The sequence below is a fragment of the Bacteroides pyogenes DSM 20611 = JCM 6294 genome (genome assembly GCF_000428105.1).
In the GTDB taxonomy this organism is placed as follows: Bacteria; Bacteroidota; Bacteroidia; order Bacteroidales; family Bacteroidaceae; genus Bacteroides; species Bacteroides pyogenes.
The window spans coordinates 165,889-192,826 of the sequence record NZ_KE386624.1 but is presented as its reverse complement, the minus strand read 5'-3'; the positions used below and the strand labels follow the sequence as shown (position 1 = coordinate 192,826).

At 44.3% G+C, this 26,938-nt stretch carries 18 protein-coding genes; 3 read left to right on the top strand and 15 right to left on the bottom strand.

Going from position 1 to position 26,938, the window contains the following annotated elements; all coding sequences use genetic code 11:
- Positions 1 to 996: 996 nt before the first annotated feature.
- Positions 997 to 1,992 carry a YeiH family protein gene (locus C234_RS0114785; RefSeq protein ID WP_027326391.1) on the top strand — a complete coding sequence of 332 codons (996 nt, stop codon included), beginning with the start codon at positions 997 to 999 and terminating at the stop codon, positions 1,990 to 1,992.
- A 469-nt stretch (positions 1,993 to 2,461) separates the two neighbouring features.
- Here C234_RS0114785 and recA read toward each other — a convergent pair whose 3' ends face one another.
- From recA to C234_RS0114755, 5 genes are all read right to left on the bottom strand, one after another.
- Entirely contained in the window at positions 2,462 to 3,496 is a 1,035-nt protein-coding gene (gene recA / locus C234_RS0114775; RefSeq protein ID WP_021646603.1) for a recombinase RecA, read from the bottom strand.
- A gap of 51 nt (positions 3,497 to 3,547) precedes the next feature.
- The gene (gene bcp / locus C234_RS0114770) at positions 3,548 to 4,000 is read right to left on the bottom strand and encodes a thioredoxin-dependent thiol peroxidase (protein WP_027326389.1); all 453 of its coding nucleotides are present in this window, start codon (positions 3,998 to 4,000) and stop codon (positions 3,548 to 3,550) included.
- A gap of 107 nt (positions 4,001 to 4,107) precedes the next feature.
- Positions 4,108 to 5,301, bottom strand: coding sequence for a saccharopine dehydrogenase family protein (locus C234_RS0114765; protein ID WP_027326388.1), 1,194 nt, complete (start codon positions 5,299 to 5,301; stop codon positions 4,108 to 4,110).
- A gap of 162 nt (positions 5,302 to 5,463) precedes the next feature.
- Entirely contained in the window at positions 5,464 to 6,459 is a 996-nt protein-coding gene (locus C234_RS0114760) for a FecCD family ABC transporter permease (protein ID WP_027326387.1), read from the bottom strand.
- Between the two features lie 8 nt (positions 6,460 to 6,467).
- Positions 6,468 to 7,595, bottom strand: coding sequence for an ABC transporter substrate-binding protein (locus tag C234_RS0114755; protein WP_148295187.1), 1,128 nt, complete (start codon positions 7,593 to 7,595; stop codon positions 6,468 to 6,470).
- A gap of 614 nt (positions 7,596 to 8,209) precedes the next feature.
- Here C234_RS0114755 and dnaK point away from each other — a divergent pair.
- On the top strand, positions 8,210 to 10,117 hold the full coding sequence (gene dnaK, locus C234_RS0114745) for a molecular chaperone DnaK (RefSeq protein ID WP_027326384.1): 1,908 nt from the start codon (positions 8,210 to 8,212) through the stop codon (positions 10,115 to 10,117).
- Between the two features lie 332 nt (positions 10,118 to 10,449).
- On the opposite strand, the gene C234_RS0114740 is transcribed toward dnaK, so the two are convergent.
- The 10 genes from C234_RS0114740 to C234_RS0114690 all read right to left on the bottom strand — a co-directional run bounded on the left by C234_RS0114740 (position 10,450) and on the right by C234_RS0114690 (position 25,033).
- The gene (locus C234_RS0114740; protein WP_027326383.1) at positions 10,450 to 11,610 is read right to left on the bottom strand and encodes a sodium ion-translocating decarboxylase subunit beta; all 1,161 of its coding nucleotides are present in this window, start codon (positions 11,608 to 11,610) and stop codon (positions 10,450 to 10,452) included.
- A gap of 1 nt (position 11,611) precedes the next feature.
- Positions 11,612 to 12,043 carry an acetyl-CoA carboxylase biotin carboxyl carrier protein gene (locus C234_RS0114735; protein WP_027326382.1) on the bottom strand — a complete coding sequence of 144 codons (432 nt, stop codon included), beginning with the start codon at positions 12,041 to 12,043 and terminating at the stop codon, positions 11,612 to 11,614.
- A gap of 24 nt (positions 12,044 to 12,067) precedes the next feature.
- Entirely contained in the window at positions 12,068 to 12,988 is a 921-nt protein-coding gene (locus C234_RS0114730) for an OadG family transporter subunit (RefSeq protein ID WP_027326381.1), read from the bottom strand.
- 30 nt (positions 12,989 to 13,018) lie between these two features.
- A complete protein-coding gene (locus tag C234_RS0114725) occupies positions 13,019 to 14,572 on the bottom strand; it encodes an acyl-CoA carboxylase subunit beta (protein ID WP_027326380.1) in 1,554 nt (517 codons plus the stop codon).
- A gap of 175 nt (positions 14,573 to 14,747) precedes the next feature.
- The gene (mce, locus tag C234_RS0114720; RefSeq protein ID WP_027326379.1) at positions 14,748 to 15,152 is read right to left on the bottom strand and encodes a methylmalonyl-CoA epimerase; all 405 of its coding nucleotides are present in this window, start codon (positions 15,150 to 15,152) and stop codon (positions 14,748 to 14,750) included.
- Positions 15,153 to 15,326: 174 nt separating this feature from the next.
- Entirely contained in the window at positions 15,327 to 16,325 is a 999-nt protein-coding gene (locus C234_RS0114715; RefSeq protein ID WP_027326378.1) for a GNAT family N-acetyltransferase, read from the bottom strand.
- A gap of 130 nt (positions 16,326 to 16,455) precedes the next feature.
- Positions 16,456 to 17,562 (bottom strand): alanine dehydrogenase, encoded by a 1,107-nt coding sequence (gene ald / locus C234_RS0114705; RefSeq protein ID WP_027326377.1) that lies wholly within the window; start codon positions 17,560 to 17,562, stop codon positions 16,456 to 16,458.
- Between the two features lie 117 nt (positions 17,563 to 17,679).
- Entirely contained in the window at positions 17,680 to 19,026 is a 1,347-nt protein-coding gene (locus C234_RS0114700; RefSeq protein WP_034538529.1) for a RagB/SusD family nutrient uptake outer membrane protein, read from the bottom strand.
- A gap of 12 nt (positions 19,027 to 19,038) precedes the next feature.
- Positions 19,039 to 22,365, bottom strand: a complete 3,327-nt coding sequence (locus tag C234_RS0114695) for a SusC/RagA family TonB-linked outer membrane protein (protein WP_027326375.1) — start codon at positions 22,363 to 22,365, stop codon at positions 19,039 to 19,041.
- 34 nt (positions 22,366 to 22,399) lie between these two features.
- A complete protein-coding gene (locus C234_RS0114690) occupies positions 22,400 to 25,033 on the bottom strand; it encodes a zinc-dependent metalloprotease (protein WP_027326374.1) in 2,634 nt (877 codons plus the stop codon).
- Between the two features lie 244 nt (positions 25,034 to 25,277).
- On the opposite strand from C234_RS0114690, the gene C234_RS0114685 reads away from it, so the two are divergent.
- On the top strand, positions 25,278 to 26,933 hold the full coding sequence (locus C234_RS0114685) for a M23 family metallopeptidase (protein WP_027326373.1): 1,656 nt from the start codon (positions 25,278 to 25,280) through the stop codon (positions 26,931 to 26,933).
- The last annotated feature ends 5 nt before the right edge of the window (positions 26,934 to 26,938 follow it).

Below are 26,938 nucleotides of genomic sequence, written 5' to 3'. Positions count from 1 at the left end.
GTTTAGTGATTTATTGACTATTTAAAACAGTTTCCCAAGCTGGGGGTCGCGAGTTCGAGCCTCGTTTACCGCTCTTTTTGAAAATCAGGCAGTTATCTATGCGATGCTGCCTTTTTTTATGTTCGGAATATCCCATTTGAGACAGCGTAATCGAAGCCTCTTTTTGTTTGCTTATGGTTGTTTATTCGAATTCGAATTAAAGTAGTAAAACGCTTCTCATTAAGCTTAATTTATGCTTTTGTATATGTATCTAAAGCAAATTAAACTTATATTTGCATTAACAGTAAAAACATGCTGGCGAAAAGATTACTTTTCTTTTTGATTTTAAATTCCGGACAGATAGAAATTTGGCGATACATCTGATTCGATGGAATATGTGATGGATTTGGAATTTATAAACAAGCATTCGTTATATTCAATCCAACAAGGAGGGAGGTGTTTTATGATGAAAAAAGAATATCGTATAAATCTTTATCAGGCTCTATTTATTTTGTTGGTGAGTTGGTTGTATACACTTTTAACCTACTACATACCATTTGAAATAAATAGGTATTCTTTATGTGAAATTTACACATTTCAAGGAGTACCGTTTGGGCTTTTATTGGGAGTAGTTCTACATTATTATGATAAACGTAAAAAATGACACTGTGAAAATTAAGAATATCAATTGCATTGTTCTGTCTTCTTGCCACAGTTTCCTGTAGTGTTGAAAGCGAGATAATTATGCCGAAGAGTGAATCTTTATCTGCTATGCAGGTCTCATGCAAACAGAGTAAAGAACTAACGTTTGTTCATAACAGAATGCCGGATTCTTTCTATAAATAAGCATTGTCGGATAAAATCAGGTTTGGTAAACCTTTATCATCAGATATATAATAAAAATATGACATCAGATTGATTATAACTGAAAGTTATATTGCATAAATAGAAACGATTGGTATGCTTAGGGCGTTTGTTGTATCTTTGCGCTTCGGAAATAATAAAAAAAATATCCTTATGATTTCAACCGTAACAAAAACGCTGCAAGCAAACAACAAAGCGATTTACGTCGCTCTTCTTTCCTCATTGAGTTTCTTTCTGTTTTTAGATTATATTCCCGGCATGCAGGCATGGTCTGCATGGGTGACACCTCCGGTAGCCCTGTTTCTCGGACTGGTTTTCGCATTAGTTTGCGGCCGGGCGCACCCGAAGTTTAATAAGAAAACCTCTAAATATCTGCTGCAATATTCCGTTGTCGGACTGGGCTTCGGCATGAACCTCCACGATGCTTTGGCTTCGGGCAGGGAAGGGATGGAGTTTACCATCCTCTCTGTAGCGGGCACGCTGCTGATCGGTTGGTTTATCGGGCGGAAAATCTTCAAAGTCGACCGTAACACTTCTTATCTTATCAGTTCCGGAACCGCCATTTGCGGCGGTAGTGCCATTGCGGCGGTAGGGCCTGTGTTGAAAGCGAAAGACAGTGAAATGTCCGTCGCGTTGGGAACGGTTTTCATTCTCAATGCCATTGCCCTGTTTATCTTTCCTCTGATAGGACATGCCCTGAATATGACTCAACATGAGTTCGGTACATGGGCGGCAATTGCCATTCACGACACCAGTTCGGTGGTAGGAGCGGGAGCCGCCTATGGCGAAGAAGCGCTAAAGGTAGCCACAACCATAAAATTGACTCGTGCTCTTTGGATTATTCCCGTAGCGTTTGCCACGTCTTTCATCTTTAAGAGCAAAGGACAAAAGGTAAGTATCCCTTGGTTTATTTTCTTTTTCGTTCTGGCGATGGTTGCGAATACGTATCTGCTGGCACATGTTCCTGCGCTGGGAGAGGCTATTAATAGATTTGCACGAAAGACGCTTACCATTACGATGTTCTTCATCGGAGCTTCGCTTTCCGTCGATGTGCTTAGGTCTGTAGGAGTGAGACCGCTCGTTCAGGGTGTGTTGCTCTGGATTGTCATCAGCCTGAGTACGTTGGCTTATATTTACTTTTTTGTATAAGCCGGATCTTACTTTTTAACTTTTCGGTATTTGCAGCCATCCGCATTTTGACACAGAGGCGCGCGGTTGTAATATAAAAATTGGGTGAAGCGGACTTGTTGCACCGACCGCTTCACCCAACTTGATAAAACACTAATTCCGACAGGCGTTCTGTTTTCAGACAAAAACCGTTCCGTTTTCGCAGATTACTTTTGTTGTTCGAACTTGGCGATATACAGGAAACGTGTGGGTTATTCCGTTCTCGCGGATCACTTTCTTTGCCTGAGGGCACTCCGTCCTTTTTTTTATTTTCCCGAAAAAGGGGACCGGATCGAAATGCACGGTATATGAGGTCTTCTCTATTCATGATAAAGAAAACGATTTCAATTTTCGATTGTGCGTGATCCGGTTTTCTTGTATGAACCGTCCGGCTTTTCAGACTGACTTCGGAAAAGCCGGAAACAACTGCCGGATTTCCGTAATGCGGTTTTTATTTCTTCTTCAGTTCCTCGAAGATCAACCCTTCCAATTCTTCTGAGAGCTCCGGATTGTCGGCGATACATTGTTTGGCGGCATCGCGTCCCTGTCCCAGTTTCGTGTCGTTGTAGCTGTACCACGAACCGCTCTTTTTAATGATACCCATGTCCGTACCCAAGTCGATGATTTCTCCGGAGTGGGAGATCCCCTCGCCGAACATGATGTCGAATTCCGCCTTGCGGAAAGGAGGAGCCACTTTGTTCTTCACCACTTTTACTTTCGTCAGCTTTCCAAGCACCTCTTCTCCATCTTTGATAGGACTTCCCGGACGGATATCCAAGCGAACCGAAGCATAGAACTTCAGCGCGTTACCTCCGGTTGTCGTTTCCGGATTGCCGAACATGACACCGATTTTCTCGCGAAGCTGGTTGATGAAGATACAAGTCGTACGTGTCTTGCTGACGGTTGCAGTCAGTTTGCGCAAAGCCTGAGACATCAAGCGTGCCTGGAGTCCGACTTTGTTTTCGCCCATATCGCCTTCGATCTCCGATTTCGGAGTCAATGCGGCAACAGAGTCGATAACGATAATGTCGATAGCCGACGAGCGAATCAACTGCTCGGCAATTTCCAACGCTTGTTCTCCGTTGTCGGGTTGAGATATCCATAAATTGTCGATATCCACGCCGAGCTTGGCTGCGTAAAAGCGGTCGAACGCGTGCTCCGCATCGATGAAAGCAGCGATCCCTCCGGCTTTTTGCGCTTCGGCGATGGCATGAATGGCGAGTGTCGTTTTACCCGAAGACTCCGGTCCGTATATCTCGATGATTCTGCCACGGGGATATCCGCCTACGCCTAATGCCACATTCAAGCCGATAGACCCGGTAGGTATCACCTCTACTTGTTCCACACTTTCGTCTCCCATTTTCATGATAGAGCCTTTGCCGAAATTCTTTTCTATTTTTTCCATTGCAGCCTGCAAGGCTTTGAGCTTTTCGCTCGAGCCTTTTTTGTTGTCTGCTTCAAAGTTCAGTTCGTCTTTTTTTGCCATCTGTTCTTTTGTTTTTAAGTTCTTGGTCGGGGCAGTTTCTTTTTTGCAAAACTATCCCAATATCTGTGAAGCGTGTTCTTTGGTCTTCACCTCTTTAGGAGTAATGATTCGTTCCACAACCCCTTCTTCATCGATAACGAAAGTGGTGCGGAAAGTTCCCATGTAAGTGCGTCCGTACATTTTCTTTTCTCCCCATACTCCAAACTGTTCCACCAGTTTCTTATCGGTATCGGCTATAAGTGTAAAGGGAAGGTTGTTCTTCTCTATGAATTTCCGGTGCGACTTTTCGTCGTCTACGCTTACGCCGATCACTTCATAGCCTGCTTTGCGAAGCTCGGCATAATTGTCGCGCAGATTGCAAGCTTGTGCGGTGCAACCCGATGTGCTGTCTTTGGGATAAAAATACAATACTACCTTCTTTCCTTTGTATGCGCTCAGACAAATCTCTTTGCCGTTTTCGTCGATGCCTAAGATTTCGGGCGCTTTATCTCCTACATTCATCATGACTTCTTTTTTAATGGTTATATAAATACCGATGCATCCACGGAGAATGTAGCACATATATTCCGTCTCCTGGGTGCATCGGCCGGTTTGTTTATTTATGCGGGCTGTTACAGTTCAAGATCCTTGTCGAATTCTTCGTGCCAGGGCAATCCTTGCTTGTTGAGCTGCTCCATAAACGGATCGGGGTTGAACTCTTCCACATTGTTCACGCCCGAGCGTTTCCATTCGCCTTTGAAGAACATCATGGCTCCGATCATGGCAGGAACACCTGTCGTATAGCTTACTCCCTGCATGCCTGTTTCCTTGTATGCCTCCTGATGGCTGCAATTATTGTACACGTAATACGTGCGTTCTTTGCCGTCTTTGATTCCGCGGATACGGCAGCCGATGGAAGTCTCTCCTTCATAGTTTTCACCTAAGTCTTGCGGATTGGGCAATACGGCTTTCAGGAATTGCAACGGAACGATCTTCATGCCATTGTAGTCTACTTCGTCGATACGCGCCATGCCGATGTTCTGTATGACACGAAGGTGAGTCAGGTACTCCTGTCCGAAAGTCATCCAGAAACGGGCGCGCTTGATGGTCGGGAAGTTTTTTACCAACGATTCCAGTTCTTCGTGATAAAGCAGGTATGAGTCGCGCGGTCCGATATTCGGATATGTGAGGTCTTTATGAATCTCCAACGGTTTGGTGGTCACCCATTTGCCGTTTTCATAGTAACGACCGTTCTGAGTGATTTCACGAATATTGATCTCGGGATTGAAATTGGTGGCGAATGCCTTGTGATGGTTTCCCGCATTGCAGTCCACAATATCCAGATAGTGAATTTCGTCGAAATAATGCTTGGCGGCATAGGCTGTGAATATTCCGCTTACACCCGGGTCGAAGCCGCATCCTAATATCGCAGTCAGTCCGGCTTCTTTGAAACGCTCGTGATAAGCCCATTGCCAACTGTATTCGAAATGAGCTTCGTCTTTCGGCTCGTAATTGGCGGTATCGAGATAGTTGACTCCGGCTTTCAGGCAAGCTTCCATGATTGTAAGGTCCTGATAAGGGAGCGCTACGTTGATCACCATCTCCGGTTTGAAGTCGTTGAACAACGCTACCAGTTCGTCTACATTGTCGGCATCTACCTTGGCGGTTTTGATGTTCGGATTCCCTATTGCTTCGACAATCTTGTCGCACTTTTCTTTCGTACGGCTGGCAATCATGATGTCTGTGAATACATCGGCATTTTGTGCCACTTTGTGTGCAACGACAGTACCCACACCGCCTGCACCGATAATAAGAACTCTACCCATTTTTATTTTTATGAATTATGATTTATAGTTTGTTTTTTTATGATTTTCGAGCTGGGCAGCCATGTGTGTAACCGATGTGACTCATAGTCGGCTGTTTACAACTTTCAAATCATTGCAAATATACATTTTTATTTTTAGATAGCTGCGGCGGGCTCTCCTTTTTTATCCTTTATTGTGCGCAATGATCCAAACGATGACGGGCGCTCCGAATAATGCTGTGACCGCATTGATGGGCAGCGTGCCTTGCATGCCCGGAAGTTGCGAGATGATGTCGCATATCAATAGTGTGACAGAACCGCAAAGAAGTGAAGCGGGAAGGATGACGCGGTGGTTTAATGTGTGGAACAATCCCCTTGCGATATGTGGCATGGTGATACCGATGAAAGCGATCGGTCCGGTAAAGGCAGTGGATGTGCCTGCCAATATGGCTGTTGCGAGAATGATCCATAGCCGCAGGCGGGGGACCGAAATGCCTAATCCGCCGGCATAATTTTTACCCAGCAGCAAGATATTGAGAGGCTTTTGTAAGAATAAGGCGACCATTGTTCCGATGATGATTACGGGCGCCATGATTCCCATTTGTTGCCATCCCACCGCCGAAAGACTGCCGAATGTCCAGGAAATGAAAAGTTTCAAGGCGTCGGGATTGCTTACGCTTTGTAAGATACTTACAATGGCTCCGGTGAAATAGCCGAACATCATGCCTACGATGAGCAGTGAAACTGTCTGCCGGATTTTGACGGATGCGATGATGATGAGCAGCAGTACGCCGATAGCGCCCATGAATGCGGCTGTGACCTGTCCCCATCCGCTGATGAACCATGCAGGAAGAGCAGATGTACCCAAGGTGAGCAACGCCACTCCGAGACTCGAACCGGAAGTGACGCCTAATACGTCGGGGCCTGCCAGCGGATTGCTGAACAAAGTTTGCATCAGTACTCCCGCAATAGATAAAGCCGCACCGGTGAGAATTGCGGTGAGTGCTTTGGGAAGCCTGTGGTTGAAAATGATTTCCCTGTAAATGAGGTTGTCGCTTGTTCCCGTGAGCGTTTTCCACACTTCGCCGACCGGAAGATTTACACTGCCGAAGGCGATGTCGGCAAGGAAAGCCGCTATGAGGGCCATGAAAAGCAGTAAGAATAGATGTACCCGACTCATGAAAATGTTTACTTTAATTGTTCGAAGTATGTCGACTCATATTCTTCCGTCTGTTGCGGATGGCAGATTTTGATCATATCTTTCAAGAGCAGGTCGGGTCGGGCCACTCCGCTTTCCCAATAATCGTTTCCTCCGGTTGCATTCATACGTTTGCCCATGTTGTATACCTGTCCTGTTTTGAAAGCTTTGAACAGTTTGTATTTACTGTTTGTCTTTTTGAGTTCGTCCAGCGAACGGGCTTTGACTCCTACCCAGATGTCTGCTTCACTGAAGTCGATAAGCGCTTTTTCGATGTTCAGCGGGATACTGGCGGAAACACTGTCGCGGCTATATAGGTACGTGGCGCCTGCGTCTCTGAACAATTGAGCGAGATAGCTTTTCCCTCCGGGCATACTCCACGTTCCCCGGTAATCTTCTCCGGAGAAGATGGCGGGTTCTCCGGAGAATGCCGCGGCTTTCTCTTTCAGCCGGTTATACTTTTCCGTTACCTCTTCGAAAATGCTGTCGGCTTCCGCTTCCTTATCGAAAAAAGCGGCTACGTATTTTATCCATTCCGCCCTTCCGAGTATTGACGGTTCCTGCCATTCTATATTATACAGGATGGGTATGCCGGTTTGCTTCATTTTCCGGCTGTTCTCATCATCGGCGTTGTATGCTGATGTCATGACCGCCTGCGGACGCAGGAGCAACAGGTTTTCGATGTCGAGGTTGAAAGCGTCTCCGAGATCTTTAACACGTCCTTCCTTGACTCCTTGCAAGATGGAGGGATTGTAAATGTATTGCGTACTACAGATGCCGGTCACTTTATCCAGTTCGTCCAGTAACTCGAGAAATCCCAAGTGTGTCGCCGAGTTGGCCATAAGGGTTTTAAGCGGAACGACAATTTTTTGCCCGTCTGCCGGAACATCGATCTCCTGCTTTTTTACCAGATAATATTTGTCGTATATCGCCCCATTCTTCCAAGGATTGTAAACGGTGACTGCGGTATACATTTCCGTATGTGCAATATCGAATCCTTTGGCATACGAAAGGCTGACTTTTGTTTCATTCGCTTTGTTTTTCGCTGCATCCGGCTTTCTGTGGCATCCCGCCAATAAAAGAATAAGCAATGTGAGAGATAGCAATCGTTTCATCATCGGTGGTTATTTAGTTTTCATTTCCTGCAAAGATAAAAAAAGATTTGCATTTGGAGGCATAAGAATACATTGGTTGCGATAATGAACGCATATCGAAATTGGGGCCAAATTATTCCGGTAAATGTTTGTTTCGCCCCGACATTGCTTTACGCGAAAGAGTGTCTTTTCTTTAGGCAGAGACGTTTTGTCCGAACGAGATTTTGTCGTTCTTTTGAGACCGATCATCGGGAGAATCATTGTTAAGATCTTATGGGGCACTGTTGCAAAGTCTTTTGCATTTCCGGAAGGCTGGCTTAAAATAAGATTGTGTGAATCACACTGACTTGGATTAATGGAACGTGAGGTGGAACAGAAGCGAACCTTAGCACTCGAAAGTAGACAGCTTAATGGAAGCGAGGGGAGGAGTAGAAGTAAACTCCAGAACTTTTCGATTATAGGTAGGATAATGTTCTTGTCCGGTGGAAGTGTTTTTATAGATTCTGTCTTTTTGGCAGATTTCGTGTCAGTCTTCTGTGTTCTCTCTTTTTTGGCACATCGTTTGTTTTTAAATGGTCGAATGATTTTGGACTTAATTTAAAACAACTTGAATAATAACAATAAATAAAATAACAATCATGGGAAAAATTATTGGAATTGATTTAGGAACTACAAATTCTTGCGTTTCCGTATTTGAAGGAAACGAACCTGTAGTAATCACAAATGCTGAAGGAAAGCGTACCACACCTTCTATTGTGGCATTTGTAGATGGCGGCGAACGTAAAGTCGGTGATCCGGCAAAACGGCAGGCCATCACGAATCCGCAACGTACAGTCTTCTCTATCAAACGTTTCATGGGTGAGAACTGGGATCAAGTGCAAAAAGAAATTTCGCGCGTACCATATAAAGTAGTAAAAGGCGATAATAACATGCCGCGTGTGGATATAGACGGACGTCTGTATACTCCGCAAGAAATTTCAGCAATGATTCTTCAGAAAATGAAGAAAACAGCCGAAGACTATTTGGGGCAGGAAGTTACTGAAGCGGTAATCACTGTTCCTGCATACTTCTCCGACTCTCAGCGTCAGGCAACGAAAGAAGCCGGACAGATTGCCGGACTCGAAGTGAAGCGTATCGTGAACGAGCCGACAGCCGCAGCGCTTGCTTATGGTCTTGACAAGGCTCATAAAGACATGAAGATCGCCGTATTCGACTTGGGTGGAGGTACATTCGATATTTCTATTCTTGAATTTGGGGGCGGTGTGTTTGAAGTACTTTCTACCAATGGCGACACTCACCTCGGTGGTGACGACTTCGACCAAGTGATTATCAATTGGCTGGTGGAAGAATTCAAGAATGACGAAGGCGCCGACTTGACACAAGATCCGATGGCTTTGCAACGTTTGAAAGAAGCTGCCGAGAAAGCCAAAATTGAATTGTCTTCTTCTACAACCACCGAAATTAACTTACCTTATATTATGCCAGTAGGTGGTGTGCCCAAACACTTGGTTAAGACGCTGACACGTGCTAAATTCGAATCTTTGGCACATAGCCTCATTCAGGCTTGTCTCGAACCTTGCAAGAAAGCGATGAGTGATGCCGGATTGTCTAATTCGGATATCGATGAAGTAATCCTTGTAGGTGGTTCTTCACGTATTCCGGCAGTTCAGAAGTTGGTAGAGGACTTTTTCGGTAAGGTTCCTTCGAAAGGAGTGAATCCGGATGAAGTGGTAGCCGTGGGTGCTGCTGTGCAAGGTGCGGTGTTGACCGATGAAATCAAGGGTGTGGTATTGCTCGACGTTACCCCTTTGTCGATGGGTATCGAAACGTTGGGTGGCGTAATGACTAAACTGATCGACGCCAATACGACAATCCCATGCAAGAAGAGCGAAACTTTCTCAACGGCTGCCGACAACCAGACAGAAGTGACTATCCATGTATTGCAAGGTGAGCGTCCAATGGCCGCACAGAATAAGTCTATCGGTCAGTTCAACCTGACAGGTATCGCTCCTGCACGTCGTGGAGTTCCTCAGATTGAAGTGACATTCGATATCGATGCCAATGGTATTCTGAAAGTATCTGCTAAGGATAAAGCAACGGGTAAGGAACAGGCTATCCGCATCGAAGCATCGAGCGGTTTGAGCAAGGAGGAAATCGAACGTATGAAAGCCGAAGCCGAGGCCAATGCCGAAGCCGACAAGAAAGAACGTGAAAAGATCGATAAGTTGAATCAGGCTGACAGCTTAATCTTCTCTACCGAGAATCAGTTGAAAGAATTGGGTGATAAGTTGCCTGCTGACAAGAAAGCTCCGATCGAAACCGCTTTACAAAAGTTGAAAGATGCTCATAAAGCGCAGGATTTGTCAGCTATCGACACGGCTATGGCAGAAATCAATACAGCCTTTCAAGCTGCAAGTGCAGAGATGTACGCTCAAAGTGGCGCACAAGCCGATCCGAATATGAACGGCGCTCAAGGTAATGCTGAAGGAGCGGATAGTAAGCATGGAGATAATGTACAAGATGCTGACTTTGAGGAGGTGAAATAGGCTTTAAGAAATAACCATAAATAAATATATAAAAAACGGTGTAATTCGTTGAGTTACATCGTTTTTTTTGCTCTTGCGTTATCTATTTATTATGCTACAATAGTACCCTATATTTGGACGTTGCTATGATATTGGGGATATGGAGCAGATGTTTTCTTGAATGATTATCACAGCAGAAATGCTAGTAATAATATCCCCGAAAGTTTTTCAAGCTTTCGGGGGGTATTATATTATCACACATTCTCTTAATTTATTCTATTTTCGGAATATTATTCCTAATTAGCTTTCTATGAATGGTCTGCAGGTAATTAAACATTTTTGTTTATGCATGTTTACATTAAGAATCCAAGTAAGATACCTGCTGCAACAGCAGAGCCGATTACTCCTGATACGTTTGGTCCCATTGCGTGCATGAGTAAATAATTCGTAGAGTCGTATTCCAACCCTACTACTTGTGAGATACGTGCAGAGTCCGGCACCGCAGATACGCCGGAATTTCCAATCAGAGGATTAATCTTATTATCTTTCTTCAAGAATAGGTTGAATATCTTTACGAATATTACACCTGATGCTGTAGCAATAACAAATGACAAAGCACCTAGAGCAAATATCTTGATAGAGTCGAATGTTAAGAATTCTGATGCTTGAGTAGAAGCACCTACGGTTAAGCCTAATAAGATAGTGATTGTATCAATGAGCGGTCCGCTTGCCGTATTGGCGAGACGCCGTGTTACACCGCTTTCTTTCAGCAGGTTGCCAAAGAATAACATTCCCAATAACGGTAGACCTGAGGGTACCAGAAAAGTGGTCAGCAACAAACCGATGATCGGGAAAATCACTTTCTCTGTATGAGATACGGCGCGTGGGGGTCTCATGCGAATCAGGCGTTCGTGTTTTGTAGTAAGCACGCGCATGATGGGGGGTTGTATCACAGGAACCAGAGCCATATAGGAGTAGGCCGATACAGCAATGGCTCCCATCAAATTAGGTGCCAGTTTAGATGAAAGGAAAATAGCTGTCGGGCCGTCCGCTCCTCCAATAATACCGATAGCACCGGCTTGCATAGGATCGAAGCCCATTGCCAATGCAATCATGTATGCTCCAAAAATACCAAATTGAGCGGCAGCACCGATCAACATCAGTTTCGGATTGGAAATCAGCGCTGAAAAATCAGTCATTGCTCCAATACCGAGGAAGATAAGCGGCGGATACCATCCCGAGGTTACTCCTTGATATAATATATTCAAAACAGAACCTTCTTCGTAAATGCCGACTTTCAGTCCGGCTTCCATGTTGAAAGGAATGTTACCGATCAGGATACCGAATCCGATAGGAATCAGCAACATCGGTTCAAACTCTTTGGCTACAGCCAAATAGATGAACACCAAGCCGATAATAATCATGGTAATATGTCCCGCAGTTGCGTTATAAAATCCTGTGTAGGTCCAAAAATCGGCAAGGTTGTTTCCTAAAAAGTCTATAAAGTCTCCCATACTATTCAATAATTACGAGGTCAGTACCTTCAAGAACAGAATCTCCCTTGCTCACATTGATGGCAGTGATCTTCCCATCCTTATCCGCATTGATATTGTTTTCCATTTTCATTGCTTCGAGGATGATAATGGTCTGTCCTTTCTTTACAATTTCACCCACATTTACTTTGATATCGAGAATTACGCCGGGTAGTGGAGATTTGACACCCGATTTGCCGGTAGATGGTGTTGTCGGTTTCACTACCGGTGTAGTCGGAGCTGTCGGAGCGGTAGCTGCTGGGCGTACAACCGGTTTGACAACGGCTTTCGGTTGCTTTTCCATTTCTACTTGATAAGGCGTACCGTTCACTTCTACGTGGGCAACGTTGTCTTCAATGTCTCCAATGGTTACTTGATACAAGTTACCGTTGATTTTATATTTATATTCTTTCATTGTTTTATCTTTTTATGAAATAACTTACTTTTTATGGGGAGTTTCACGTAAAGTATAGATTTTCGAACTCCATGGTGAATAACTACGTTTTATCGGAGTCATTGTCAATATTGTCTCTTCGATGTCGTGCACTTCATTTTGCATTTCGTGCAGTGCCATAGCAATAGCCGCATAAACTTCACCCGGAGCTTCTGTCAGTTCTTTTGCCTCGCGCTTGTCAATTCCCTTTGCTTTCATGGCATTCCGTTTGCTAAGGTTTACAGCAATTCGTCCGACAATTTTAAAAGAAATAAACAAAAGAATCAATCCGACGAACACCACACTCATTGCTGAGATCGACATACCGATACCACTGGCGTCGTGCTCTCTGAACTTTTCCATTTTTGCATTTCCGCTGATGGTTTTGTTATTCGTGCTTGGAGTTACATATTTGTCTCCACTTCCGCCTTTTACTTCCCATTCGTCTGCCCCGTCACTGATGCGTGCATACGATTGATTTGCATCTAATGTTCTTGCCGGTATGGTGATTTGATCGATCAATTTGCGACCGGAATCATATAACCCAATCCAATTAGTGGTTTCAGTACTCAATTTGAAATTTGTGTGAAAATTTCCTCGATTAGGTTCTCCGTCAGCCCAAAATAAAGCATGTTGACGAGGTTTTACCAAAGTGAGTACATCTCCTTTCGGAATAAAATAGGTAGCTGTATCACCTGGCTGGCTACTTGCTCTTAGCAAATAACCCGCCAAATCTGCGCTACCGTATGATTTGTTGAATATTTCAATCCATGCACTGTGTAGTCCGTAGTCGTCTTGAAAGTTTTTTTGATTATCAATCAAAACTTCATTCAGTATCAACTTATTGTTAGGTTTCTCTTCTTCACAAGAAGATAAACCGACCAACAGCAATAAAGAAAGGAATATTCCGATTTTGCTTTTATTCATAATCGTTCTTGTTTTAATGTGAAAGTTTGATTACAATGGAATATTGCCATGCTTTTTGGCGGGGTTGGTAAGTTTTTTCGTTTGTAATTGCTGCAAAGCCCGAATAATGCGGAAACGAGTATTTCGTGGTTCAATCACATCATCTATATAACCATATTTCGCAGCGTTATAAGGGTTGGCAAACAGCTTGGTGTATTCGGCTTCTTTTTCCGTCATGAATCCAACCGGGTCTGCTGCTTCTTTTGCTTCACGTGCATATAATACTTCCACGGCTCCGGCACCACCCATTACGGCAATTTCTGCTGTGGGCCATGCATAGTTCATATCACCACGAAGTTGTTTGCAACTCATCACAATGTGGGAGCCACCGTAAGATTTTCGTAAAGTGATTGTAACTTTGGGAACAGTGGCTTCACCGTAAGCATACAGTAATTTGGCACCGTGGAGAATCACACCGTTGTATTCCTGTCCTGTCCCCGGGAGGAATCCTGGGACGTCTACTAATGAAACGATAGGAATATTGAATGCGTCGCAGAACCGTACGAAACGCGCGCCTTTACGAGAAGCATTACTGTCGAGTACACCTGCCAAATATTTCGGCTGGTTGGCGACGATGCCCACTGACTGTCCGTTAAAACGGGCGAAACCGATAATAATGTTTTTGGCATAATCTCTTTGGATCTCAAGGAATTCTCCATTGTCTACAATAGCTCCGATCACTTCGTACATATCGTATGGTTTGTTCGGGCTATCGGGAATGATGTCGTTCAATGAATCCTCCAAACGATCAACAGGGTCGGTGCAATCTGTATATGGAGCTTCTTCAAGATTGTTTTGAGGAATGTAGCTTAACAGTTTCCGAATCAGAGCCAAGCCTTCTTCTTCTGTTTTAGCTGTAAAATGAGTAACACCCGATTTTGTAGAGTGAACGCTTGCTCCACCTAGGTTTTCCTGAGTCACATCTTCGCCGGTCACAGTTTTTACTACCTTGGGCCCTGTAAGGAACATATACGAAGTTCCTTCCATCATGAGCGTAAAATCGGTCAATGCCGGAGAATAAACCGCTCCTCCTGCGCAAGGTCCAAAAATTCCCGATATCTGAGGGATTACTCCCGAAGCCAGGATATTGCGTTGGAAGATTTCGGCATATCCCGCCAAAGCGTTGATGCCTTCCTGAATACGTGCGCCACCCGAGTCGTTGATACCGATACATGGAGCACCCATTTTCATTGCCTGATCCATAATCTTGCAAATCTTCAAAGACATAGTTTCCGACAAAGAACCGGCAGAAACTGTAAAGTCTTGTGCAAATATATATACCAGCCGTCCTTCGATGGTACCGCATCCGGTAACCACTCCATCGCCCGGATAGTGTTTTTTCTCCATTCCGAAGTTTGTACATCTATGTTCCACAAACATATCCATTTCTTCGAAGCTACCTTCGTCCAGCAGCATTGCTATACGTTCGCGTGCTGTATACTTGCCTTTGTCATGCTGCTTCGCGATTGCTTTTTCTCCACCTCCGATGCGTGCAACGGCACGGCGTTCGATAAGCTCTTTAATTTTTTCAAGTTGATTACTCATGTTGTTTACAATTTGACTGTATTACAATTCACTGTTTTTAAATTTGCCATTTGTTGTTCGCTATCTATCTTCTACTAAACTACATTTATTTGCGATTTACCTTTTTCGCTTTAATTAGAGCAAAATAAAATAGTCGGTGTACTACCTGTAAAATAGAAAAAGAAAATAAGTTTAATCAGTGTTCGCAAAGTTCTGTCAACACCCCCATTGTGGACTTGGGATGAAGGAATGCGATGTTTAAGCTTTCGGCACCTTTGCGAGGAGCTTTGTCGATAATGCGGATTTCTTTCGCTTCTGCTTCTGCCAAAGCATTGGCTACTCCATCTTCTACGGCAAATGCTATGTGATGTACCCCTACGCCCTTGTTCTCAATAAATTTAGCAATGGTGCTTTCGGGACATGTCGGTTCCAACAATTCGATTTTCGTATCGCCTACTTTCAAAAAGGCGGTTCTTACTTTCTGGTCTTCTACAGTTTCAATGTTGTAGCATTTCAAACCTAACACGTTTTCGTAGTAGGGAAGGGCTTCTTCAATACTTTTTACTGCAATGCCCAAATGCTCAATGTGTGAAATTTTCATAACAATATTTTTAATTGGGTTATTAATCTGTTTTTGCATAGTACAAAACATCCACAAAGAAAATCAATTATTACATAATAATGAAATATTTCTCGATTTAATTGTGGGGGTAAAAAAGAGAAAAAGCAGGTGAGAAGCACATAGTAAAAGAGTTTTGCAATGTCAGCATTGCATTTATGCGTATATTTTGATCAATAGATTGTTCAACCACCTCCAACGGACACGTATCCAACGACGGGTACTGCTTTGTTTTCCTCCGAAGCGGAGAACGAAGTCACGATAACCATGCTTGCGGAAAGGCAGACCTACGTCCATGAACTCCATGTGACGGAATCCTTGTTTGTGCGCATCGTCTAATGCTTTCCATACTGCCAGGATTCCAGGGCATTGCAAGGCATAAGTCTTACGCATGCCTCCGGAAAACCAGAGGTGTGCGTTTTGTCCTGAGTAAATACAGACTGATCCACCTATGATCTTCTCTTTATATTTTACCACAAATATTTTGGCTTTCTTTTTTTTAATCAGTAAGCGGTCCATGTGCCGGAAAAAGTCATTTCCGGGAAAGTAACGTCTAATACGGGAAGAGTACACATTGTGGAGCATGCGTGAAAAAGCTTTTATCTCTTCTTTTGTATGTGCCTCTTCTACTTTAGCTCCGTTTCTTATTCCTTTTTTTATCTGGCGAATACGAGACGGGCTGAAACGCTCTTCTACCCGATATACACTGTGAAGCGAGTTCCTTACACGCAGCCAGTTGACAGGAAAAAAGAAATTTGTTCGAAAGAATTTATAGCCAAACATGGGATTGCTCAGGTTACGGAACTCAATAAGAAAGCAAGAACGAGATGCTTCCTGAACTAAGTGTTCTAATATTTCCCCGAATACTTCTTCTGTTTTTTCTTTGTCTGCAAGAATGGTTTCATCAAGAATTTCACCGGTATCGTATACGATGCATTGTCTGGCGATGAATCCCGGCAACCATCTTTTACCTTTATGCATAGCTGCCAATAGGCGGGCAGCAAATTGCCCTTTTTCGGTTGCTATAATTAGCAAAGGTGTATATCCGGGAGTTACTTCGTAGATTTGAAACAGCTCTTTGGAATGAAAGGTATTATTCCCAGGTAATTCGGGGATATCTTTCCCTTGATAATATGTGGTTAATTTGAGTGGCATGTAAGAACAAAGTTACATTTTGTTTCTTATTTGAACAAGAAATCCGAGAATTTCCTTCTCGGATTTCTTGCTTTTATTTTCTTGTTTTTCTTTCAATCGGTAATCCCAGATGAATAAAATGATTGCTATTTCATAAGAAAACAGGCTCATATTCTAAACCGAACACGTCTGCTACGGCTTTATACGTAACTTTACCTTCCACAATATTTAATCCCGGTTGCAGGGACGGAATTTCTTTGCAAGCTTTTTCCCAACCCTTGTTAGCCAAAGCGATGACGTACGGAAGTGTGGCGTTGGTCAATGCCAGAGTGGAAGTGTAAGGTACGGCTCCGGGAATATTGGCAACCGCATAATGCACGATTCCGTCTACGACATAAGTCGGTTCGCTGTGTGTGGTAGGGTGGGAGGTTTCGAAGCATCCTCCCTGATCGATGGCCACGTCAACAAGCACTGTGCCGGGTTGCAGCATAGATAACATCGGTTTGGTAATTAGATGAGGAGCCTTGTCTCCGGGAATCAGGACGGAACCGATAATCAGATCGATATCCGGTAATTCTTTCTTAATTCTTAATTCAGAAGAATATAAAGTTTTTACGTTCTTAGGCAATACTTCGCTCAGGTAGCGCAGGCGTGCCAGGTTCACATCGGCAATGGTCACATCGGCGCCCATTCCTGCTGCCATTTGCGCCGCATTGGTTCCTACCACACCTCCGCCGAGGATAAGTACTTTCGCAGGTTTCACTCCGGGCACTCCGCCCAATAGAATTCCTTTTCCGCCTTGGGGCTTTTCCAGAAAACGTGCGCCTTCCTGTACTGACATCCGTCCGGCTACTTCGCTCATCGGAATCAGCAAAGGCAGCGAACGGTCCGGATTTTCCACCGTTTCGTATGCTAAGCAAATAGATTTGTTGGCAATCATCGCCAATGTCAGTTCTTTATCGGAAGCGAAATGAAAATACGTGAACAGTAGTTGCCCTTTTCTAATCAGGTTGTACTCGGGTGCGATAGGTTCTTTTACTTTTACAATCATGTCTGCGGAGGCGTATACATCTTCTATGGTCGGTAAAATTTTAGCACCCACGGCCTCGTACGCTTCATCCGGGAAACCACTATTGATTCCTGCAGTGTGCTGGATGTAAACCTGATGTCCTCTTTTCACTAACTCTGCTGTTCCGGAAGGTGTCATGCCCACCCGATTCTCATTGTTCTTAATCTCTTTAGGTACTCCGATAATCATAATGCCACATTTTAAGGTTAAACATGCCCGAAAATACAAAGAATCCCCTTACGTTGTTGCTCGTAAGGGGATGTTTAACAACAGAATGTTGTTTTTTATGGCTGTCTTTCCCGGAAATCAGTTCAGCAATCCCGGATTGGCTTCGGTTGCCGACACAGGAAGACGTAGCGTGTAGCGCGGATCGTCTTGTTGTAATACAAACTTCTTGTTCTCCAGCGTTTTTTCCATCTTGGGGCGGGTGGTGCGGCGTAAGTCGAACCATCGGTGTCCTTCGAAGGCCAATTCTCGGGCACGCTCGTCCAGGATTTCTTTTATCAGCTCGTCTCGTTGCATTCCATCCAAAGCTTTCTTTTTCTGTGCATATCCTTCCGGCGTATAACGCTTCTCCATCAGTTGCAACAACCGCTTGCGGGCTTCCGGCAGTTTGTTCAACCGGGCCGCTGCTTCGGCTGCGTTCAGGTAAACCTCTCCGGTGCGGAAGGAACAACGGTATTTGGAACTTCCATCTGCTTTGGCGATGGAGTATTTCCCGTCTTTGTTCGGTTCTCCGAAGTATTTTTTCAGCCGTAAGTCATTGGCGGTGTCGTATGTTTTACGCAGTTCTTCCCCTGCCCAGCAGGCTCTTTGTGTAGAAGAAGACTGAATTTGTTCGTATGCGTTGATGATTTCGACCGACTGGTACTCGTTAGGCATTTTACTGTCGGCTTCGTTCAAGTTTTCCAGAGACGATTTCTTTGCCAAAGCATTTTCCGCCTCCGCATATGCCTCTTCCCACTTTCCCATGTATAAATGCACGCGTGAAGCAAAAGCATCTGCAGCTATGACAGAGAAGCGGTAGAGATATCTTTCTTCCCACGTCTCTTTATTTATCAAAGTACGGGCTTTTGCAATATCATCCAAAATAGCTGTGTAGATTTCCTCTACCGTGTTTCGTGTGGGAATGGCTTCCAAATCTAAGTCCAGCTTTAGAGGAATGGCTTTTTTTTGAGGGGCCCCTTTTTTACCATACGGTTCTCCGTAGAGATTCACCAATATAAAATGAATATAGCCTCTTAAGAAATAAGCTTCTCCCACGAGCTGATCTATTTCCTCCCGGCTGCCTTCTTTAATTTTGCTTTTATTGTCGATGATGGCGTTGGCGTAATATATAATGGAGTAATAAACCTCCCAGTTGAAAGAATAAGTGGATGTTTTGAACGATCCGTCATTCCATCTTTCGATTTCGCCATAAACGCCTTGCTCGTGGTTGTCGTCTTTTATAATCACATCGTTCGTGCGCATATCGCATATGGCTCTGTCATTGAAGGGTTGCTGATAGGCTTTAGTTAGCAGAGACCGGTATTCGGACAACGTATTCGGAATTACTTTTCCTACGGGTTGAATGTCCAGAAAGCTGTCGCAAGACGAAAGCAGAAGACATCCTGCCATCGTAAAGGCGAGTGTGGTATATTTAGTTACTTTCATGATGTTTGTTGTTTAGAAATTCAAATTTAGATTGAATGTGAATGAACGCGGTATAGGCGTCGCATAAATATTGCTCATCGATTCGGGATCGAGGTAATTCTTATAGCTCGAACCGAACACACATACGTTACGGGCTTCCAATCCTACGGTAGCTCCGTTCAGACGAATGTAACGAAGCCATTCGGCCGGCAAGCGATAAGCCAAACGTATGTTTTGCAATCGTACATAGCTGAGTGGTTTTACCCAAATATCCAATGCTCTTGCTACTTGCGGCCGGTCATTCAATAATGAGTAATCGGCAGGGAAGTTATTACGTGTGATGAGAGCGGGAAAGCTTCCCTCTTTATTCTCAGGTGTCCATCTGTTCAGGATATCTCGATTCGTATTCCGCCCCGGATCATAATCGGTCAAACTATATGTGGGCGCAGTTTTTACATGTGCTCCCAAATTGTATGCGAAGTTTACATTCAGCTCCCAGTTACGATAACTGAAAGTATTCATAAATCCTCCCGAGTAGGGGGCATCGGATGTTCCCATGTAGCTGTAAAATTCTCTTTCCTCTTTAGGAGTTACATTCGGTCCCCAAAGGCCTATCCCTGATTCATCTGTCATTTTATACAATGCTTCCAGCGTTGTTTCTTTACCGTCTTTTCCTATAATCCTGATGCGTCCGTTTTCAGGATCGATACCTTTTGTCTTCAATGCGAATATGGCTCCTACCGGATAGCCTTCCAAGCCGGGCGTTGTCTGGTTGTCCGGAGTCATTACCTTCAATACTTTATTTTGATTGTAGGCAAAGTTGAAATTAGTGTACCAGGAAAAGTGCTTGGTAGTGATGTTCCGCGTCTGAAGGTTAATTTCGATTCCTTTATTCTCCATGCTCGCCCAATTGATGTTCATGCTGTTGAATCCGTTTTCCAAAGGAAGCATCCTGATGCCGATCAAATCTGTTCCTTTTCGATAATAATAATCGACGCTGATATTCGCAGCTTGGTTCAATACGGCAAAGTCTAACCCGATATTGTATGTGGCGGTTTTTTCCCAACGCAGTTTACTGTTAGGAGCAGAATTGATACGAATGATATCTTCGACATATCCGGGCATGATACTTGCCTTTTCGTATACTCCGACTAAAAAGGGTGAAGTACTTTTATCTATGTTTCCTTGCAATCCGTATGAGAAGCGAAGCGCCAGATTGTCCACCCATTTTATCGGTTGCATAAAGCTTTCGTTGGATGCTCTCCATAGTCCGCTGAACGAATAGATGGGCAAGTAGCGGTATTTCTTGTCGACACCGAAAAGGTCTGAGCCGTCCATACGCACGCTGGCGCCGAGGGTGTACCGGTTCATCAAAGAGTAAGATCCGTTGGCATAGAAAGAGGCGAATGCGTTTTCCACATAATTTTTAGTATGTAGCTTTACTCCTTGAGCTTTACTTTCATTCTCGAAAACAATATTGATGTTGGTAAGTGTTTTTGGGTCGTATCCATAAGCGGTGGATGAGTGGGTGTCGAACCAATTCTTACGTATTTCCGAACCTGCCATTACTTGCACGTCATGAATATCTTTGAATGTATTTTTATATTCTCCTTGCAATTTCCACGTTATTTGGGAAGTTGAGGAATGAGAGTAGGAGTGCATTCCTCCTTCGGGATGTAAATATTTCCCACCGCCATATTTCCCGTTCTCACGCGTGTTACGCATGTTAAATGTGTTTGCTCCCACATATTTTTCTTGCGCTGATTGGTCCCATTGCAAGCCTATTTGTGATGTAAGTTTCCATTGGTCGTTGAAACGAAGTTCGGCATCGAATATGGAATTGATTGCAGTTACGGTTGTTTCGTTACTTGTATTGTCACGTTCTTCAAATATATTGAAGCCTCTCTTTTCATCCGCTTTATCACTAGATGCTATATCGTAATCGTAAACATAATGATGATTCTCATCATAGGGGCTTAGATAAGGATTGGCGGTGCGTGAGTAAAAAATAGGATTTGCCAGTCCTTTCGAGTCTGTGACAAAGTTTTGGTTTTTCCGGCGGTTGGCAAATATCGAAAGACCGAATTTAAGCAATTTGTTTATCTGGTAAGATGTTTTGCTGGTCAGGTTGAAACGTGTCATGTTTACACCCGGCACATTACCGTTTTCGTTGGAGTATCCCAAAGAATTATAGTAGGTTACTTTTTCACTGCCGCCCGATAAGCTCAGGTTGTATTCTTGGGTAAAAGCATCGCGGAAAAGAATATCGTTCCAATCAGTGTTGATCGTTTTCAACCGGTTGATAGCATCCTGAACATCGGAAGGAAGTTCATTCCAACCGTTGGTCCGATAATCATTCATTAAGTCATGTTTATTTAGTATGGCGGCTACTCCCCCTTTTTCCTTGTAAGCAGGATGTGTTCCGAAAAAGGAATAAGTTTCTTTCAGCAATTCAAGTTCTAAATTTACTTTCTCTTCGGCATTCAGCAGGTTGAGTCGCGAAATGCTCGGATTCGGCGAATAAGTCAGTTTCGTGTTGAAATGTATCACCGGTTTTCCTGCTTTACCTCTTTTGGTGGTTACCACAATAACTCCGTTCGCTGCACGCGCTCCATAGATAGCCGTTGCTGCGGCATCTTTCAGAATAGTAATACTTTCGATATCGTTCGGACTAAGCCCGGCGATGGACGACTGGCTGATGTTGTTGATGTCATTGTCTTCGCCATTGATTCTGTCAAGCTTCGGAATGTCTGTTCCTTCCAATGGGATGCCGTCCAGTACCCACAGCGGATCTTGAGTGCCGTTCAAAGAAGCAGTTCCCCGAATACGGATACGTGCGGGCGCGCCCGGCGCACCGGAAGTATTGGTCACCGCCACTCCGGCAATTTGTCCCGTCAATGCCTGGTCGATGCTTTTCGTTGCCCCTAGCATAGCATCCGAAAGCTCCACTTTGGAGATTGCGGCAGTCAGTTTGCGACGCTCCAGCGTCTGGTATCCTGTCACCACTACGTCTGCCAGCGTATGCGATGAGGGCTGGAGTATGATGTGATAGTTTTTCTTATTGCCTTGTATGTTGACAGCTTGTTCCTGATAACCGATATAACTACAGAAGAACCGGGTAATTTGTTCGGGAACAGGTAGCGAGAACTTGCCGTCGATGTCGGTAATGGTTCCTAAGGATGTCTGAGAGATTCCCGCCTTTTTCAAATCATCGGCGCGGACGTACACAGACGCTCCGATAAGAGGCTCGTTATCTTCGCCCGAAACCACAATTCCCGTAATGATACGATTGCCTGCTTTTGCCATTGCCAACGCATTGGCAAGCAGGCATATTAAAATGAATAAATGTTTTTTTCTCATTGATGAATAAACTAATGTAAATTAAATTGATTTATTATTTCGTTCCTAAAGCTGTATTGATGCGTAAAATCATGTCTTCGTAATGATATCGGGTAGCGGTATCGGAAGTCGCGATACGGTTTTGCAGCAATTTCTTAATCCGTAATAATTCACCTCGCTTCACAGAGATTGCATCGGAGATACGGTTGAGCTGGGTGCCGTAAAAGTTCAATGTACGCGGCGCTCCCATTCTGTCGGGATTGTGAAGACTGCGCTGTTCGGCCGCATGGCAACTGCAGAAGCCGTTCGAGTGATCGATTAAAAAATGCTCTTCCGCCAATTTTTTATTAATCTTCACTGCTTCGGGTTCGGCGGCGGCAGTCAGTAGCGCGTCCAGAAAGTTTTTCTGCAGCGAACGTTCCAAGACATTCGGGCGTCCGCCACGCTCGGTGATTCCGAAGATGTGTTTGTGGAGCTCGTCCATCAGTTCTACCACGGTGAATGCTTTCTTTCCGTTTTTCGATTCGTTTTCGATCATACGCATTAGGCGGTTGTTTCCTAAAAGATCCCAAAGAATATATGCCTGAGCGTTTTTTAAAACCTGTGTCGGCGCATTTTCCTGCACTCCTACGGGGGTGTTCCGCAAGAGATAAGTGTATGTTCCGACTTCGGCGTCGAACAACCATTTCGGATAGGTCAATACTTCATTCAACAAGAAGTTTAATGCACCTTGCTGCTTCTCTTTTTCGACGAAAGTATACGTCTTCACTCCGTCGCCGACGGTGGTGTTTTCAATATAAATGCCGCCGATGTTTGCCAATACGTGATACAAATAATTGTTCCATTGGTTGATAACGGCATAATATAAGCGTGAAGCCTCTTCGTATGTCTGTCCTTTCTCTCCGGTAGTACTCCATTCCAGAATTTGCGGAACGATGCGCTTCAGATTGGCGATGCCCAAAAGAGACGAACGAACCGGGTCGTCGCCCAAATCTTCGTTTTGCGCGCGTGGGTCTACTGCGTCGCGTATGTCTTGTGCTTCGCTGTATTTATACAGACGGTCGGTGTGCCGGCTCAGAAACTCGAATAAATCGTCTTTTTCTTCTTCCGGACTGTTTTTGCCATACCAGCGATAGCCGTATTCAATGGCAAATTTGTCGTAAGGACCGATATGGGGGGAGAGAACCTTGACTCCATCACCCGGTTGAGCGATATAATTGAAACGGGCATAGTCCATGATGGAAGAGGAGGTCGAGTTCATCCGTGAAGTGAAACTTTCGGAACGGAGAGAGTCTGTGGGGAAAGCCCACGATCCCATCATGTTGTGGCGCAAACCCAACGAGTGTCCGACTTCATGGCAAGCGACAAACCGTACGGCGTCTCCCATCAATGCGTCGGGCAATTGGGCGCTTCGTGCCAATGGATCGATGGTTCCGGTCTGGACAGTAATCCATTCGCGTACCATCGAAAGCACGTTGTGCCACCACATAATATCAGCTTCGAGAATCTCTCCGGAGCGCGGATCAAGCAATGAAGGCCCCATGGCATTCTTTTTCTCTGAAGCGGCATATGTCAATACCGAGTAATTCACATCGTCCATATCAATATGCATGGTGTCTGTTATCTCTTTAGCAATGATCGCATTCTTGAATCCTGCCTTTTCGAAGGCCGACTGCCAGTCTTCAATACCTTTCTTGATATACGACCGCCACTGATAAGGCGTGGAGTTGTCGATATAGAAAACAATTGGTTTGGCGGGTTCTACCAACTCACCTTTCAAGTATTTCTTCCTGTCCTCCGGCTTGGGTTCCATGCGCCACCGAGTGATAAACTGTGCTTTATCGCTTCTCTGCTGATCGTCGCTGAAGCTAAGCAACGGATTGGTGAAATATCCTACCTTTTGATTGTCGAAACGTCCCATCATCGGTTTTTCGGGCAATAGCAAGATAGAAGAACTGGCTTCCACCGTAACGTGAACGGTTGTCGTTCCTTCCGTTACTTTGGTAGTCAATTCCGACGTGGCAATCACATTGTTCGGAAAAGCTTTTACCGATAAAATGCGTGAGAGATTCTTTATGGCGGATGTTCCGAGGTTGATATTGGTAAATACATTGTTGATACTCGTCTCCGTTCCGTCGTATATATCGTTTATTTTAATGACCAGCGTCGTCGAGTCGCTGTTTATGGCTTCAATCTTAAAGGCGGCGATGAGCGGAGATATGAAATTGTCCCGTACGGAACGATAGATCGCATCTTCTTTGGGTGTCAAAGGAAGCGGGCGTTGCTGGCGGAACATCAGTTTTCCGGCGCTTTTGTCCCATTCCATACGAATCATCTGATTTTCGTAGTTTACACCGCGATTTACTCCGGCTTCGTTGAGTTCTGAGGGGACACGCTGCAACTTGTTTACAATCAGCAAGTCGCGTCCTAATAGAGAGGTGGGAATTTCGAAATAGTACTCATTTTTTTTCTGTAAGACATTGAACATACCTTTGTTCACCTTACTGCCTTCCATTAATTTCTCGTAATCGCTTTTACTTTTTTCTTCCTTTTCGGCTTTCTTCTTTTTCTTTTTGTTGAACCAGCCCGGATGATGAGTTTCGGGAGTAGTTGCGGATGTTGAAATAGGGTTTACGTTTGTTAATACACAAGCAATGGTTATTGCCATCACATTGATAGATATTCTCATTGATTTAGAACTTAAATTTTGGATGTTATTAAAATAGCTTGCAAAAGTACAAAATTCCATTAGTAAGTTGTGCAATATGTGAGGGGAATATGGATAATAAAAGATTTATTAACTACTTTCTTATTTTGTTATTTGGTTGTTTTCTGCATTACCAGACGAGAAATCTTTGATATTTCCATCTCTATTATTTCATATTCTACTTTGAATGGTTTACTTTTGCGAAAATGAAAAAAGAATGTGAACCATGAAATTATATATAGCTGCTCTAATGCTGGCTTTTTGTATCGGAGGATACGCACAGAAGAAACAAGCAAGCTTTGTACCGCCTTTCGACTTTCCGCTTACCTTGAGCGGTAATTTCGGAGAAATCCGTTCGAACCATTTCCACGGCGGGTTGGATTTTAAAACCGGGGGCGTTGTAGGTAAACCCGTACGGGCATTGGCCGACGGATACATTTCGCGTATTCGTGTTACCAACGGCTCGGGTTATGTGCTCGATGTGCGTTATCATAACGGATATACGACTATCAACCGTCATTTGAACGGTTTCCTTTCTCCCATTGCCCAAAGGGTGGAAAAACTTCAATATGAAAAAGAAAGCTGGGAAGTGGAAATTATTCCGGCTCCCGACGAGTATCCGGTAAAAGCCGGTCAGCAAATTGCTTGGAGCGGCAACACGGGTTATTCGTTCGGACCGCACCTGCACTTGGATGTATTCGAAACGGAAACGGGAGATTACGTAGATCCCATGCCTTTCTTCCGGACTAAAATAAAAGATACTCGACCACCTAAAGCCGATGGGATAATGCTTTTCCCAAAACCGGGGATGGGAGTGGTAGAAGGCCTACAGGAAAACAAAGTGATTCTTCCCGATGGAAAAGATACGCGCCCCATAGAGGCTTGGGGCATGATAGGGGCGGGTATCAAAGCGTACGACTATATGGATGGAGCCAACAATCATTACGGAGTTTATTCAGTGGTTCTGACGGTCGATGGCAAGGAAATGTTCCGCAGTACGGTCGATCGCTTCGCATACGAAGAGAATCCGCAGATAAATTCGTGGACTTACGGTGGATATATGAAATCGTTTATCGATCCGGGCAATACTTTGCGGATGTTGAATGCGCCGCAGGGAAATCGAGGATGGGTGACTATCGACGAAGAGCGGGAGTATAAGTTTGTTTACACTTTGAGTGATGTTTTCGGCAATACCTCCCGTTACTTGTTTACCGTAATTGGGAAAGAACAACCTATCGAACCTTTGCAGTATCGTGAAAAATATTTTTTCGACTGGAATAAAACGAACTTTCTACAGGAACCGGGCATGACACTGGTCGTCCCCAAAGGGGCTTTGTATGACGATGTTCTTCTTTCTTACCGCGTGAAAGCAGATAGCGGAGCGGTGGCTTTTACTTATCAACTGCATGAGGAACCGCTTTCGCTTCATACCTCCGCCGAACTTCGCATAGGCTTGCGCAGAAAACCGGTAGCGGATACCACGAAATATTATGTGGCCCGCATTACTCCTAAAGGTAAAACGCATAGTGTGGGCGGTATTTATGAAGATGGATTTATGAAAACATCGGTCCGTGAACTGGGCACTTATACGGTAGCAATGGATACCGTCCCGCCGGAAATAACACCGGTAGGCAAAAAACTTTGGGTTAAAAACGAAAAAATCGTTTATCGGATTGAGGACAAGGAGACAGGTATCCGCTCATTCCGGGGAACAATTGATGGGAAGTACGCTCTTTTCGGACGCCCCAATATGGTAAAGCCTTATTGGGAGTGCAAGCTGAATCCGAAGTATATGAAGAAAGGCGGAAAGCATGTAGTGGAAATAACTGTAACCGACGGTTGCGGTAACCGTTCGGTTGCTCGAGATAGTTTTGTATGGTAATTAAT